Genomic DNA, 12,054 nt, shown 5'->3' with positions numbered 1-12,054 from the left:
GTCGCCTTCTCTTTGGTGACTTTCTCTTGGCGACGCAAGAGAAAGTTACTGCGCCGCCGGGCGCACATCCCGGCTCCTGCCCCAAAAACAAGAACAGAAGCCACCACAGCACAGTGCCTCAACACCATTCGAGGCACGACTGAATGGCCTCGCACCTCCGCAACAGCCCGTGGAAGACCTTGCGCCGCACCAGCCTCTGGCGCCTCCTGGCCCTCCTCCTCCTCCCCGTCCTCGCCCTGGTCACCTGCGTGGAGCTGTGGATGACCAGGCACGACGCCCTCGAAGCCGCCAACGCCGCCTACGACCGCTCCTTGCTGGGCGCCCTCAAATCCATAGACGCCAACATCTCCACGGCATCAGGCGGCCTCTCGGCAGAACTCCCATACACCATGCTCGAATTCTTCGAGCTCACCGCCAGCGGCCACGTGTACTTCCGCGTGGCCTCGTCCGACGGCCTGGTGGAGCTGGGCAACGCCGACCTGCCCCTGCCCCCGGGCACGCTGGAGCCCGGCGTACCGCGCTTCTACGACGCCACGTACTTCGGTGAATCGGTGCGACTGGCCGCCTACCGGCGCAACGTCGATGCCACCGACACCGCGGTACCGGCCACGGCCGACGGGCAGCCCGGCAGCGTGCTCGTGCAGGTGGCCGAAAGCACGCAGTCGCGCCAGGAATTCACGCGCCGCTTCGTGCAGCGCGCAGCCCTGCGCGATGGCCTGGTGCTGGCCCTCATGGTGCTGGGCGCGGCCGCCACGCTCGCCATCGCGCTGCGCCCGCTCTCACGACTTGCGCGCGGCGTGCAGGAACGCAGCCCCGATGACATGACGCCCATTGCCGACACCGACCTGCCCGCCGACATCCGCCCGCTGGTGGCCGCGGTGAACGAACAGATGGCGCGCACCCAGGCTCTGGTGGCGCAGCAGCGGCAGTTCCTGGACGATGCCTCGCACCAGCTGCGCACGCACCTGACCACGCTGCAGATGCAGATCGACTACGCGCGCCGCGAGCCCGACCCCGCCCAGGTGCAGGACGCCCTGGCCGCCATCGGCGGCGAGATCTCGCGCGCCACGCGCAGCACGCAGCAGCTGCTGGCCCTGGGCCGCAGCGACACGGCCGCCGTAGAGTACGCGCCTTTTGACCTGGCCGCGCTGCTGCGCACCGTGGCGCTGGAGCTGCTGCCGCAGGCGCGCGCCAAGCAGATCGACTTCGGCATCCACACCCCCAACGCCGCCACCACCCCGGAATTCATGGCCGTGGCCGACAGCGGCCTGCTGCGCGAGGCGCTGACGAACCTGGCCGCCAACGCCATTGCCTACACGCCCGCGCACGGCACCATCACCCTGTCGGCCGCGGGCGATGCCCTGGGCTGGAGCGTGAACGTGGAGGACAACGGCCCCGGCATGGCGCCCGAGGAGCGTGCTGCGCTGGGCCAGCGCTACCGGCGCGGCTCGCAGGCGGCGGCCGGTGGCTCGGGCCTGGGCCTGGCCATCGCGCGCTCCATCGCCGAGCGGCACCGCGGCGCGCTGCGGCTGGAGGCACGGCCCAGTGGCCCGGGCCTGCTCGCGATATTCTGGTGGCCCAAGCCATGATGGTCTCCATGCCCCTCCCTGCCAGCACCCTGCACGCCCACGCGCCCTCGCGCCGCCATGTGCTGGCGACCCTGCTCGGCGGCATGGCCACCGGCGCGCACACCACCGCGCAGGCCTCCGATGCCAGCAACGAGCCCGGCGAGTGCGTGGCTCCGTCCAAGCCCGGTGGCGGATTCGGGCTCACCTGCGGGCTGGCGGCCGATGCGATCCAGGCCGTGCGCCCGGGCCGCACGCCGCTGCCCACGCGCTTTCTTCCCGGTGGCATCGGCGCCGTGGCCTTCGACCAGGTGGCCACGGGGCGCCTGGGCGGGCCGGGCACGCTGGTGGCGTTTTCCAGCGGCTCGCTGCTCAACATCGCCCAGGGCCGCTTCGGCCCACACCCGGTGGGCGCCGTGCGCTTCATCGCCACGCTGGGCACCGACTACGGCGTGATCGCCGTGCACCGCGATGCCCGCTGGCAGAACCTGGCGCAGGTGACGGCGGCGCTGCAGCGCGATTCGGCGCGCGTGGTCTTTGGCGCGGGCGGCACCATCGGCAGCCAGGACTGGATCAAGGCTGCGCAGCTGGTGCGCGCCGCGGGGCAGGACCACAAGAAGATGCGCTTCGTCGCCTTCGAGGGTGGGGGCGAGGCGCTCAAGGCCCTGCGCGGCGGGCACCTGGACATCTTCACCGGCGATGCGGCCGAAGCCATGCAGGCGGCGGCACAGGGCCTGCCGCTGCGCTTTCTGGCCGTGCTGGCACCCCAGCGCCTGCAGGGCCAGCTCGCCGGCCTGCCCACCGCACGCGAGCAGGGCATCGACCTCACCTGGCCCACCGTGCGCGGCCTGTACATGGCCGCCACCACACCCGACGCCGCCGTGCGCGCATGGACCAGCGCCTTCGAGCAGGCCCTGGCCGCCCCGGGCTACGCGGCCCTGTGCAGCCGCTACGGCCTGTACCCCTTTGCGCTCACCGGCGCGGCGCTCGAAGACTTCGTGCAGCGCAGCCTGCAGGACTACCGGCGCATGGCCCAGGACCTGGGGCTGCGCACCTGGCCGCGTTGATCCGTAGTTCCGTTGACAGGGCGGGCGGCGTCTTGTCGCACTGCCTGCGACGCAGCCTGGCCTGAACCGCTTCGCTATTTTTTACCCGCCCCTATTCGTCCTCCGCCTGACCGTCATCACGCAGCCGGCGATCCAGCTTGCCACGCAGTGACTCAGTGTCTTTCAGGAACTGGTCCACGGGCACAGCGGGGGCCACGCGCAGGCCTGGCGGGAACAGGCTGCTCATGTACAGCCTGTTCGACAGGCGCATGTTGTTCAGCCACTGCGCACCCAGCCACGACGGCAATCCCAATGCCACCAGCGCAGCCAGCGTCCAGGCCAGACCCACGCGGCGGCGCGGCAGCACCGTTGACAGGTGGGCATACAACGCCCCCGCCAGCGGCAGCACCACCAGCACATTGGCAAACCGCGAAAAGGATTCCAACGAGAAAGTGAATGCCACCAAGTTCACCACCAGGTGCACCGCATCCACCGCCAAGGCGGCAGTGCAGGCGATGCGCACATGGCGCCAGAACCGAAGCTGGCCGCCGAACACCTTGCTGGCCACCGCCCATACGCCCGACCATACGCCCAGGCTGGCCAGCAGGCCAAGCACTGTGCCAGGAACAGACTTCAGATACTGCGACGCGTCCCGGGCCTCCAGCCACGCCGACCCCAATGCCGCAGCCAGCACCAGCAGCATGAGCGCTGCCGTGGTGGCCACCGTGCTCCATGGAAACTGGGGCAGCGCCTGTTCGTCGGCGATGGGGGCATCGGCCAGGCGCAGCGTGACGTGGGTGTGGCCCAGGTCGATGGGAGTGCCGCCCGGCCAGTCGAAGCGCTCGCCCTGGGCGTAGTGCTTGCGCTGCAGGCGTGCGCCATTGCGGGTGTGCAGGACCTCCACCTGTACCGTGCGCTGGGCATCTTCCAGGCGGTCGATGCGCAGGTGCGCGGGCGCGACGAACGGATCATCGAGCACCAGGTCACAGTCCAGGCCCCTGCCCACCGTCACGGGCCAGCGGGTGACGGGGGCACGTGCCAGCAGTGCGCCGTGGCGGTCAAAGGCTTCGATGAGGCCGAGGGTGGGCATCATGGTGCGGCCTCCCAGCGAAACGCCTTGAGGTAGTGGTTGGCCAGCTTCATGCCGTTGTCAAAAGCGATGCCTTGCACGTCCAGGCGGCCCAGGATGCCTTGCGTGGGCTGGTTGACCGAGGCTGTCAGCACCGTCATGTTGTACAGGCCGGGCAGCTTGCGGTAGGCCGACATGCAGACCACCGCCCGCAGCGGCAGGCTGCCGGAGTCCACAAAACGTTCGCTGCATTCAACGGCTGTCTGGTGGCGGTTGCCACGCGTCTGGAAGCGCTCGTTGGCAAAGCTTTGCGAGAACACCCGGGCAAACCGCGCCGCGCCCAAGGTGGGGGCGTTGTAGGCCTCATAGGCCAGGCGCACGGTGCCGGTGCTGTAGTCGCCGGCCACGACATCGCTGTCCGCCTGGCACTGCGTGCGTTCCAGGTTCAAGCCCGGAAAGTTCGGGTCGCGCCCCGATCCCCAGCACCGCGCCAGCGCGTCATCGGGCACCGGCACCCGGTAGTTGCCGTGGCGTTGCTCACGAAACGGCGCTTTCAGAAACCGCTCGGTCAGCACCTGCTGGTGCCCTGTCAGTTGCCTGGTCATCTCCGCGTACGCGGGCTGCGTGATGGGCTCTGCGCTGGCCGCGCGCTGCACCAGCACCTCTGCAAACTCGGCGGGGATCAGGAAGCTGACCTGCTCGCCATCGAGCCGCTTGGCCACGTTGACGCCCAGCACCCGCCCCGAATCGTCCACCGAGGGGCCGCCGCTCATGCCGGGGTTGAGCGTGCCGCCAAAGAAAATCCGCGGATAGAAGCTGCGCCGCACCAGCCCGTTGTAGGTGCCCTCGGTGACGGCAAAGCCGATATCCAGCGGGTTGCCCAGCGAGTAGATGCGCTCGCCCTGTGCCAGGGCCTCTGCGGCGGGCCGAAAGCCCAGCACCGGCGCCGCTGCAGTGCGGGCCTTGGCGCGCAGCACCGCCAGGTCGCGCTGGACGTCGAACACCAGCAGCTCGACCTCGCCCTCCTGCCCCTCCATCGTGACGTACACGCCGCGGTAACGCTCGGGCTCCAGCGCCAGCTGGCTGGCCACATGGAAGTTGGTGACGATCAGGCCGTCCGCAGAGACAAAAAACCCTGAGCCGATCGACGCCTGGGTGTCGGCATTGCGCAGCAGCGTGCGGATCTGCACCAGTTTGTCGCGCGACAGCTCATAGATGCGCCGGGCATCGCGGGACAGGGGTGCAGCGGCACCGGCCGCCGCTGCTGTCGCCGATGCGGCCGCACTGCTGTCCACCGGCTCGACACCCGCTGCCGCGGGCGGCATCGCTTTGGATGCCGGTGCCGCAGGCGATGCCGCGCCTGTGGCGCGAATAGCGGGCGCGGTGGCATTCGCAGGGTGGTGTGCATTCTGGGCGTGGGCCACCGCACAGGCCAGCACAAGAAGGGGTGCTGCGGCGAGCCGCAGCGGCCAGGTCAAAAGGAAAGGCATCGCGGTATTCTATGAACGCTCTGCACCCACCCACGCGGTACGGGCAGTTCACCTACACCACGCATCCCATCACGCAAATCAGCCATGCCAGACACCCTGTCCATACCCATGGACACCGCAGGCCAAGCCTGGGGCATGGCAGAGCGCGCCCGCCAGGTGCGCCTTTTTGACCGCCCTTACAAGCTGCTCCCCAGCGCGCCCAGCAACCTGGCGCTCACCTCGGCGGCATCGGGTGCGTCGAACTGCATGTTGTGCTGGTCCGTCAGCGGGCCATGGCCCGGCTCCATGCCTCCGGCAGCGCCGTAGCCCATGGCCTTGAACTTCCAGGTCCCTCCCACCTTTTTGAGCGAGCCCACATGTGCGCCAGTGGCCGTGTGCACGGCCACCACGGCGGCGTTGACGGGCAACAACTGCAAGGGGCCCGCCACGGGGCCAGGCGGCACGTGGACGAAAGTGGGTTGGAAGGTAGGAGGTTGGGACGGACTCAGGGACATGGGAGTGTTTGTATCTCAAAACGCGTACCTCCACCCTGCCCGGCGGCGTCGGCGTAGTTGCGTTCGGGGGCGTCGCACCTGGCTCCGCTGATCGACGGCCTGTTTGTTGGTTGACAGAACGGGCTATTGCAATCCCCCATTTGTGTGAACTACTGCGCACTTACCAAATAGTAAAAGTCTGCAACCACGCCCCAAAGCGCCCATGCGTGTGGATACTGGCGTCTCCACAAAAACCGGCTCAACGAGGAAGGGAGGCCAGGGCCCACAGGCCCCGGCTGGATCGCTCGTGATGTGCCCGACCACCATGAAATCCTGGATCGCCACCCTGTGCCTGGCTGCGGCCTCGGCCCTTGCCACCACGGCTGCCTGTGCCGCCACGTTCACCATTCCCGATGCGGGCGTGTCCTTCAATGCGCCCGAGGGCTTTACCCAGCTCACCGCGGAAGAGATCGGCAACAAGTACCCGTCCAACCGCGCGCCCAACTTCGTGGTGGGCAATGCCCGCCGCACGACCACCATCGCCTTCGACCTCAAGCCCCAGGGCCTGCCCAAGGACAAGCTGCCCCAGGCCAAGGCCTCGTTCGAAACCCTGTTCGACCGCATCATTCCCGGCATCGAGTGGAAGGAAAAGAAACTCCTGGACATGCAGGGCCAGCAGTGGATCTACTTCGAGATGACCTCGCGCGCCATCGACACCGACATCTACAACATCATGATGGTCACGCCCCACCGGGGCAAGATGCTGGTCTTCAACTTCAACTCCACCAAGAGCGAGTTTCCGGCGGTGGAGAAGGAGTTGCGCAAGAGCCTGCAGACGATTGCGGTGGCGGGCGAATAAACAGCCCAAACCATGCGCGGGGATCGCCAGACAGGCGGGCGTTTCTCCTACCCGCAACCACCCGGCATGGCGGCATAGTCAACAGTCCATCGGTCCATGGCGGCCCGGGAGAGCGACGATGACGACGAATGCCGAAACCGCATTGAAGCCAGCCGCGCAGCTGGCTCAACAAGCCAAGACCCCCTTCCCCGGAGCCTCGGCGGAGTACGAGTCCGCCCGCCAGGCCCTGCTGGCCGAAGAGATCGAATTCCGCCGCCACATGACGCGCCTGGTCGCGCAGCGCCAGGCATTGCCACCGGGCCCGGTGATCACCAAGGACTACCGCTTCAAGGACGAACAGGGCTTCGAGGTGGGCCTGGCCGACCTGTTCGGCGACAAGAACACCCTGGTCACCTACTTCTGGATGTACGGCCCGCAACGCGAGCGTCCCTGCCCCATGTGCACCAACTGGCTGGGCGCGGTCGAGGGCAATGCCGCCGACATCAAACAGCGCGTGGCCCTCAAAATCCTGGGCCGCTCGCCGGTGGAGCGCCAGTACGCCTTTGCGCAGGAGCGCGGCTGGCGCGACCTCAATTTCGTGCAGACCATCGGTGACGACTACGCGAAGGACCTGGGCATCCTGATGGACGATGGCAGCGAGTACCCGGCGCTGGTGGCCTTCCAGCGCGACGGCGAGGGTCAGGTGCGCCTGTTCTGGGCCAGCGAGATGACCAAGGAGATGGCCGACCCGGGCCAGGACCCGCGCGACGCGCCGGACATTGCGTCGCTGTGGTCGGTGCTGGACCTGACGCCCGAGGGACGGCCTGCAGACTGGTACCCGAAACTCAGGTACTGAGCCGCCCCTCCGAGCTGGCAGGCACCGGCGCTGCTGCGGGCCCCGCCAGCATCCTGCGCTCCCGCCACGCCTGCTGCACAAACGGGTCCGTCACCGCATAGGTGCCATGGCCCTTGCGCACGATGAGATTCGCATCGCGCAGTTCTTCCGACACGCGCTGCACCTGGTCGGCCGTGACCTCGCGGCCCACGGTGGCGGTGTATTCGGCCAGGGCGTCGGTGGTGAACAGGCCGCTGGCATCGCCCTCGACGCGCGCCACGCGGTCGAAGATGGCGCCGGCCAGCACGCCCAGGTCTTCGAGCTTGCGCAGCTCCACGTCGGCCGCCGCGCCCTTGAGCGTGGAGGCGATCACCGGCAGCAGGCGGTCGGCCTCGGCCGGGTCTTCGCGCTGCAATTGGCGCAAGGCGCGGATCAGCTCTTCGGGGCGGCGGCCCAGCAGGTTGAAGGCGTCTGTGGCCACGGGCAGGCTGGGCAGCACGGGGGCGCCCTCCTCGGCAATGCCCTGCAGCACATAGGCCACGTAGTCGCCATCGAGCGTGGGGTATTCGACCGAGGTGGCACCCGCAAAGGCGTGCTTGCCCTGCAGCGTCATGCCCACCACCTGGGCGCGGTGCGAGCCCGTTCCGATGAACAGGAAATGCCCGGGGCTGTCGGGCCGCGGGTTGATGGCATCGCGCGCAGCCTTGATGGCCAGCAGCATCTGCGCGCCATCGTCACCAGCCAGGGCCTGCTGGACCTCGTCGACGATCAGCACCAGGTCGGTCTGCGCCAGCTCGATCACCTCGGTGAGCGCCTGGGCCAGCGTGACCCCGCCCTTGGCGCCTACATCATTGAGTTGAAAGCCGAACTTGAAGCCCGCCGCCCCCACGTCCAGCCCCTTGAGCCGCGCCAGGCGGCCCAGCACGCCGGAGCCCGGCGACTGCAGGTCCGCCAGCGCACGGCGGATGGCCGCATGCACCAGCGTGGCCGGGTCGGCCTTGGTGTCGGCCCACAGGTCGACATAGATCACGATGGCGCCCTTGGCCTCCAGCGCAGGGATCAGGTCCTGGCGCAGAAAGGTGGTCTTGCCGGTGCGGCGCAGGCCCGACAGGAAGAGCCCTGAGCGCAGCCCCTGGTCGAGCAGGCCGGGCTCCAGCAGCTGTTTGGCCATCTGCTCGGCCAGTGCGGGGCGGTGGAAAAGGTCCATTTGGCTTATTTTAGTCACATCTAATAATTAGCACAAATGACTAAATCACCCTAAAACGAAATCCAGCAGGCTTACACCGCCACCACCACCCGCCACACCGGCAACTCCACCCCTGCCACCGGCTCGGGCACGATGCCGTTGGCCACCACGCCATCGTCGCTCTCGGCCTCGCAGGCCACCACCGCAATCGCGCCGTAGCGCTGGCTCGTCGTCACCACGCACCAGCCTTCGGGCAGGGCACGCTGCGCGCGCTCGTGGCTGGCCGTCCAATGGGTGCTGGCCTGGGCTTCGAGGATGGCTGGGCCGGGCTCGGCCACGGGCTGCTGCATCACGGGCACTTCCACCTCCAGCATGGTGCCGGCCGCCACGGGCGCGGCCTGCAGGCCGTGGCCCTGCAGCCAGTCGGCCACGGCCTGGGGCATGGCGTAGGCCCAGGGGCGCGGCACAGTGGCCGTGGGCACGAAATGGGCGTAGTGCGGCACCTGCACGCTGACGGGGTCGCCGGTCAGGGTGTAGGGCTCGCGCGTGAGCACTTCCACCGTGGTGCCGGGGATCGCCTCCAGCGCGTAGCGGATGGCGATTTGCTGCGGCGGTTCGGCGCAGACGGCGAGCAGGTCGACGATCTCCTGGCCGTTGGCCGCGGCATAGACCAGGGCCTCACGCAGCACGGCGTAGGTCACCTCCACGCGCTCCTGGTAGCTGATGTACGAGTACGCCTCCAGCAGCACGTCGAGCCGGTTGGTCAGGCCCCGGTAGTTGCAGCCAAAGCGCGGGTGGTGGGTGTAGGTGATCCAGCCCTGGCCCTGGCCGCCCTCGTCGCGCACGAAGTTGCCGTACCAGAAGGTGTCCAGGCCCTCGGTGCGCTTCACCGCGGCCTGCACGGCGGGCATCATGCGCTCGCGCATGTAGGCCACGGGCTCGGCGCGGCCCGTGTGCTCGGTGTGGGGGATGTCGTAGGTCAGCGCAAAGCGGTGGATGGAGCCGTTGGTGGCATGGCAGTCCAGCGTGAGGTGCGGGTTCCAGGGCTGGCACACGCGCTGCTGCAAGAGGCGCATCTCGCTCGCCTGCTGGCGCATGTAGTCGCGGTTGAGGTTCACGCCCGCGGCGTTGGTGCGCGTGCCCACCAGGGCCGGGCCGTCCTGCCCGCGCAGGTGGGCGATGTCCAGCGGGCGGTTGTCGGCGCTCATGCGGTCGTTGCCGTCGGGGTTGAAGAGCGGCACCACCACCAGCACGGTGCGCGCGAGCAGTTCGTCGCCATGGTCGCCGCGCAGCAGGTTGCGCACCAGCATCAGCACGCCCTCCTTGCCTTCCACCTCGCCGGCGTGGATGCCGCACAGCATCAGCACCACGGGCAGACCGCTGGCCTGTGCGGCCTCGGGCGTGTGGTGGCCCTGGGCGGACAGCACCAGCAGCGGCAGCTGCCGCCCCTCGGGCGAGGTGCCGAAGTCGGTGATGTGCAGGCGCTTGTCGCCCAAGGCCGCCAGGCCCTGGACATAGGCCATCACGTCGGCGTGGGTGGAGGTCTCGGTGTAGCCGCTGGTTTCGGCACGCGTGAGCAGTGGGGTGGTCGTGGGTAAGGACATGGAGCGGATCTTAGAACCTGTTCGGCCCACCGCACCATCACCACTTTGTCGCAAACGGTCTCATCGCTCCAGCCACCACTGGATGACCACCTTGGCCAGAAAGCCGATGAACCCCACGCCCAGCCCCAGGAACAGCACGACGGTGCCGAAGCGCCCGGCCTTGGACTCCCAGGCCAGCTGGCCGATGATGAACAGCATGTAGGCGATGAAGGCGCCCACCCCGTAGGTCAGGAAGAAGCCCGAGATCTGCGCCTCGGTAAAGCCGAAGATCATGGCTGCCGCCCCACTCTGCCCGCGCCACCGCGCTCCGGTAAGCCAGAGACGTCGACCAGATCACGGTAGGCATGCCAGCTCGCATGGCCCAGCATGGGCATCACGGCGATCAGCCCGAACAGCAGCGACGCCAGGCCCAGCAAGGTGAAGCCCAGGATCAGCGCCGCCCACAGGGCCATGGGCAAGGGGTTGGCCAGCACCGCCTGCCAACTGGTCAGCACCGCCTGGCGCAGCGTGGCACGCCGGTCCAGCAACAAGGGGATGGCCACCACGCTGGAGGCGAAGATGGGCGCCGCAAGCAGGCTGCCCAGCGCCAGCCACAGCGCGAACAGGCCGCTGTCGGGCGCCAGCACCACGTGGTGCATGAAGTCGAGCGGGGTACGCACGGGCACCGGCGCCAGCAGCGTGATGAGCGCCGCCGAGGTGATGACCCAGCCCGTGGCCGCCAGCGCCAGCAGCAGGCCGAACTGCACCAGGCACCAGTAGCCATGGTCGCCCCACTTGCCCGGGTGGCTGTGCTGCCAGTCGAGCCAGGTGCGGCGCACCAGGGCCAGGTTGGCGGGCTCGCCGCGTTCCAGCGCCCGGCTCAGCGCATACAGGCTGGTGGCCAGCACCGGCGCCACCACCAGAAAGCCCGACAGCGCCCCGGCCAGCAGCCAGAAGCGGTGGTGTGCAACAGCCAGCAGCGCGCCACCGAACAGCGCTACCGCCAGGCCGTGCGCAAAGCTGAGCCAGCCGGTGCGCACCATGTCGCGCCAGGCCAGCGCCAGCCAGGCCAGCGGCTGCAGAAGACCGACGTTGCGCACGGGCGGCAGAAAGGGGCGGGGCGTTGGGCGCATGGTGCCCAAGTCTCGCGCGCAGCCGCAAGGCGCGCCTTGATCTGCGACAAGAAAACGCCGCAGTGGCGCCGGCGCTCAGCGGGGCGGCTGGGCCAGGGCTACGGGGATGGCCTTGAGCAGCTCGCTGATGGCCGCAAGGCTGGCCACCGTGGCATGCGGCGGCGCGCCGTGCTTGTCATGGGCCCAGGGGTGGTTCGGCGTGTTGAGCCAGATGGCCTGCATGCCGGCGGCCAGCGCCCCCTGCACGTCCAGCGCGGCATCGTCGCCCACATGCAGCACCTCGTGCGGCAGCACCTGCGCGGCGCTGGCGGCGGCATGGAAGATGCGCGCATCGGGCTTGGCGATGCCGAAGGCGGTGGCGCTGATGCTGGCCTTGAAGTAGTGGCCGATGCCGATGCGGTGCACGTCGGCATTGCCGTTGGACAGGGCCACCACCGGGTAGCGCGCAGCCAGAAAGGCCAGCGTGTCGTGCGCATCGGCGAACAGCTCCACGCGCTGGCGCTCGGCAAAGAACAGCTCGAACGCGGGCTCGGCCAGCGTGGGCTCATCACCGGCCTGCGTGAGTGCCAGGCGAATGGATTCGCGGCGCAGCGCGCTCAGGTCGTGCAGCAGGTCGGGCCGCAGGCTCACCATCTGGTTGCGGATGGCACGCAGCGATTCGGTGCTCGAGAACAGCGTGGCCGTGGCGGGCGCGTGGTCGGTCAGCCACTGCAGCAGCACGGCCTCGGCCCGGGCGATGGTGGGCCAGATGGGCCACAGCGTGTCGTCCAGGTCGATGGTGATGGCGCGGATGCGCGAGGTATCCAGGGAAAGGGCAGAAGCGGACATGGCAAGGC

12 protein-coding genes are annotated in these 12,054 nt (G+C 68.8%); 4 read left to right on the top strand and 8 right to left on the bottom strand.

Annotation, left to right across the window (positions count from 1 at the left end):
• The first annotated feature begins 143 nt into the window (after positions 1-143).
• Together AC07PA_RS29345 and AC07PA_RS29340 are read left to right on the top strand one after the other, a co-directional pair.
• On the top strand, positions 144-1,589 hold the full coding sequence (locus AC07PA_RS29345; protein ID WP_494609724.1) for a sensor histidine kinase: 1,446 nt from the start codon (positions 144-146) through the stop codon (positions 1,587-1,589).
• An 8-nt stretch (positions 1,590-1,597) separates the two neighbouring features.
• A complete protein-coding gene (locus AC07PA_RS29340) occupies positions 1,598-2,632 on the top strand; it encodes a Bug family tripartite tricarboxylate transporter substrate binding protein (RefSeq protein WP_494609723.1) in 1,035 nt (344 codons plus the stop codon).
• Between the two features lie 91 nt (positions 2,633-2,723).
• On the opposite strand, the gene AC07PA_RS29335 is transcribed toward AC07PA_RS29340, so the two are convergent.
• From AC07PA_RS29335 to AC07PA_RS29325, 3 genes are all read right to left on the bottom strand, one after another.
• Entirely contained in the window at positions 2,724-3,704 is a 981-nt protein-coding gene (locus AC07PA_RS29335; protein ID WP_494609722.1) for an FHA domain-containing protein, read from the bottom strand.
• Positions 3,701-5,005, bottom strand: coding sequence for a S1 family peptidase (locus AC07PA_RS29330; RefSeq protein ID WP_494609721.1), 1,305 nt, complete (start codon positions 5,003-5,005; stop codon positions 3,701-3,703). The genes AC07PA_RS29335 and AC07PA_RS29330 overlap by 4 nt, the downstream gene beginning before the upstream one ends.
• Positions 5,006-5,346: 341 nt before the next feature.
• Complete coding sequence (locus AC07PA_RS29325) at positions 5,347-5,664, bottom strand: hypothetical protein (RefSeq protein ID WP_494609720.1); 318 nt, start codon at positions 5,662-5,664, stop codon at positions 5,347-5,349.
• 304 nt (positions 5,665-5,968) lie between these two features.
• Here AC07PA_RS29325 and AC07PA_RS29320 point away from each other — a divergent pair, with 304 nt between their 5' ends.
• A complete protein-coding gene (locus AC07PA_RS29320; protein WP_494609719.1) occupies positions 5,969-6,502 on the top strand; it encodes a hypothetical protein in 534 nt (177 codons plus the stop codon).
• 118 nt (positions 6,503-6,620) lie between these two features.
• Positions 6,621-7,337 carry a DUF899 family protein gene (locus AC07PA_RS29315; protein ID WP_494609718.1) on the top strand — a complete coding sequence of 239 codons (717 nt, stop codon included), beginning with the start codon at positions 6,621-6,623 and terminating at the stop codon, positions 7,335-7,337.
• On the opposite strand, the gene AC07PA_RS29310 is transcribed toward AC07PA_RS29315, so the two are convergent.
• The 5 genes from AC07PA_RS29310 to AC07PA_RS29290 all read right to left on the bottom strand — a co-directional run bounded on the left by AC07PA_RS29310 (position 7,327) and on the right by AC07PA_RS29290 (position 12,046).
• Positions 7,327-8,523 (bottom strand): P-loop NTPase family protein, encoded by a 1,197-nt coding sequence (locus tag AC07PA_RS29310; RefSeq protein WP_494609717.1) that lies wholly within the window; start codon positions 8,521-8,523, stop codon positions 7,327-7,329. The genes AC07PA_RS29315 and AC07PA_RS29310 overlap by 11 nt on opposite strands.
• Positions 8,524-8,594: 71 nt before the next feature.
• Positions 8,595-10,106, bottom strand: coding sequence for a M14 family metallopeptidase (locus AC07PA_RS29305; protein WP_494609716.1), 1,512 nt, complete (start codon positions 10,104-10,106; stop codon positions 8,595-8,597).
• 60 nt (positions 10,107-10,166) lie between these two features.
• Entirely contained in the window at positions 10,167-10,379 is a 213-nt protein-coding gene (locus AC07PA_RS29300) for a DUF2788 domain-containing protein (protein WP_494609715.1), read from the bottom strand.
• Positions 10,376-11,218: a DUF2189 domain-containing protein gene (locus tag AC07PA_RS29295; protein WP_494609714.1), complete on the bottom strand. Its 843-nt coding sequence runs from the start codon at positions 11,216-11,218 to the stop codon at positions 10,376-10,378. Before AC07PA_RS29295 ends, AC07PA_RS29300 begins: the two co-directional genes overlap by 4 nt.
• Positions 11,219-11,293: 75 nt before the next feature.
• Positions 11,294-12,046 (bottom strand): HAD-IA family hydrolase, encoded by a 753-nt coding sequence (locus AC07PA_RS29290; RefSeq protein ID WP_007859624.1) that lies wholly within the window; start codon positions 12,044-12,046, stop codon positions 11,294-11,296.
• Positions 12,047-12,054 lie beyond the last annotated feature (8 nt).

The organism is Acidovorax sp. GW821-FHT09B03 (assembly GCF_059418305.1).
This window is presented reverse-complemented; position numbering and strand designations above follow the sequence as displayed.

Coding starts and splice junctions, on each gene's coding strand:
- AC07PA_RS29290 (WP_007859624.1), bottom strand. CDS start 12,046: ATGTCCGCTTCTGCCCTTTCCCTGGATACCTCGCGCATCCGCGCCATC.
- AC07PA_RS29340 (WP_494609723.1), top strand. CDS start 1,598: ATGCCCCTCCCTGCCAGCACCCTGCACGCCCACGCGCCCTCGCGCCGC.
- AC07PA_RS29295 (WP_494609714.1), bottom strand. CDS start 11,218: ATGCGCCCAACGCCCCGCCCCTTTCTGCCGCCCGTGCGCAACGTCGGT.
- AC07PA_RS29300 (WP_494609715.1), bottom strand. CDS start 10,379: ATGATCTTCGGCTTTACCGAGGCGCAGATCTCGGGCTTCTTCCTGACC.
- AC07PA_RS29305 (WP_494609716.1), bottom strand. CDS start 10,106: ATGTCCTTACCCACGACCACCCCACTGCTCACGCGTGCCGAAACCAGC.
- AC07PA_RS29310 (WP_494609717.1), bottom strand. CDS start 8,523: ATGGACCTTTTCCACCGCCCCGCACTGGCCGAGCAGATGGCCAAACAG.
- AC07PA_RS29315 (WP_494609718.1), top strand. CDS start 6,621: ATGACGACGAATGCCGAAACCGCATTGAAGCCAGCCGCGCAGCTGGCT.
- AC07PA_RS29320 (WP_494609719.1), top strand. CDS start 5,969: ATGAAATCCTGGATCGCCACCCTGTGCCTGGCTGCGGCCTCGGCCCTT.
- AC07PA_RS29325 (WP_494609720.1), bottom strand. CDS start 5,664: ATGTCCCTGAGTCCGTCCCAACCTCCTACCTTCCAACCCACTTTCGTC.
- AC07PA_RS29330 (WP_494609721.1), bottom strand. CDS start 5,005: ATGCCGCCCGCGGCAGCGGGTGTCGAGCCGGTGGACAGCAGTGCGGCC.
- AC07PA_RS29335 (WP_494609722.1), bottom strand. CDS start 3,704: ATGATGCCCACCCTCGGCCTCATCGAAGCCTTTGACCGCCACGGCGCA.
- AC07PA_RS29345 (WP_494609724.1), top strand. CDS start 144: ATGGCCTCGCACCTCCGCAACAGCCCGTGGAAGACCTTGCGCCGCACC.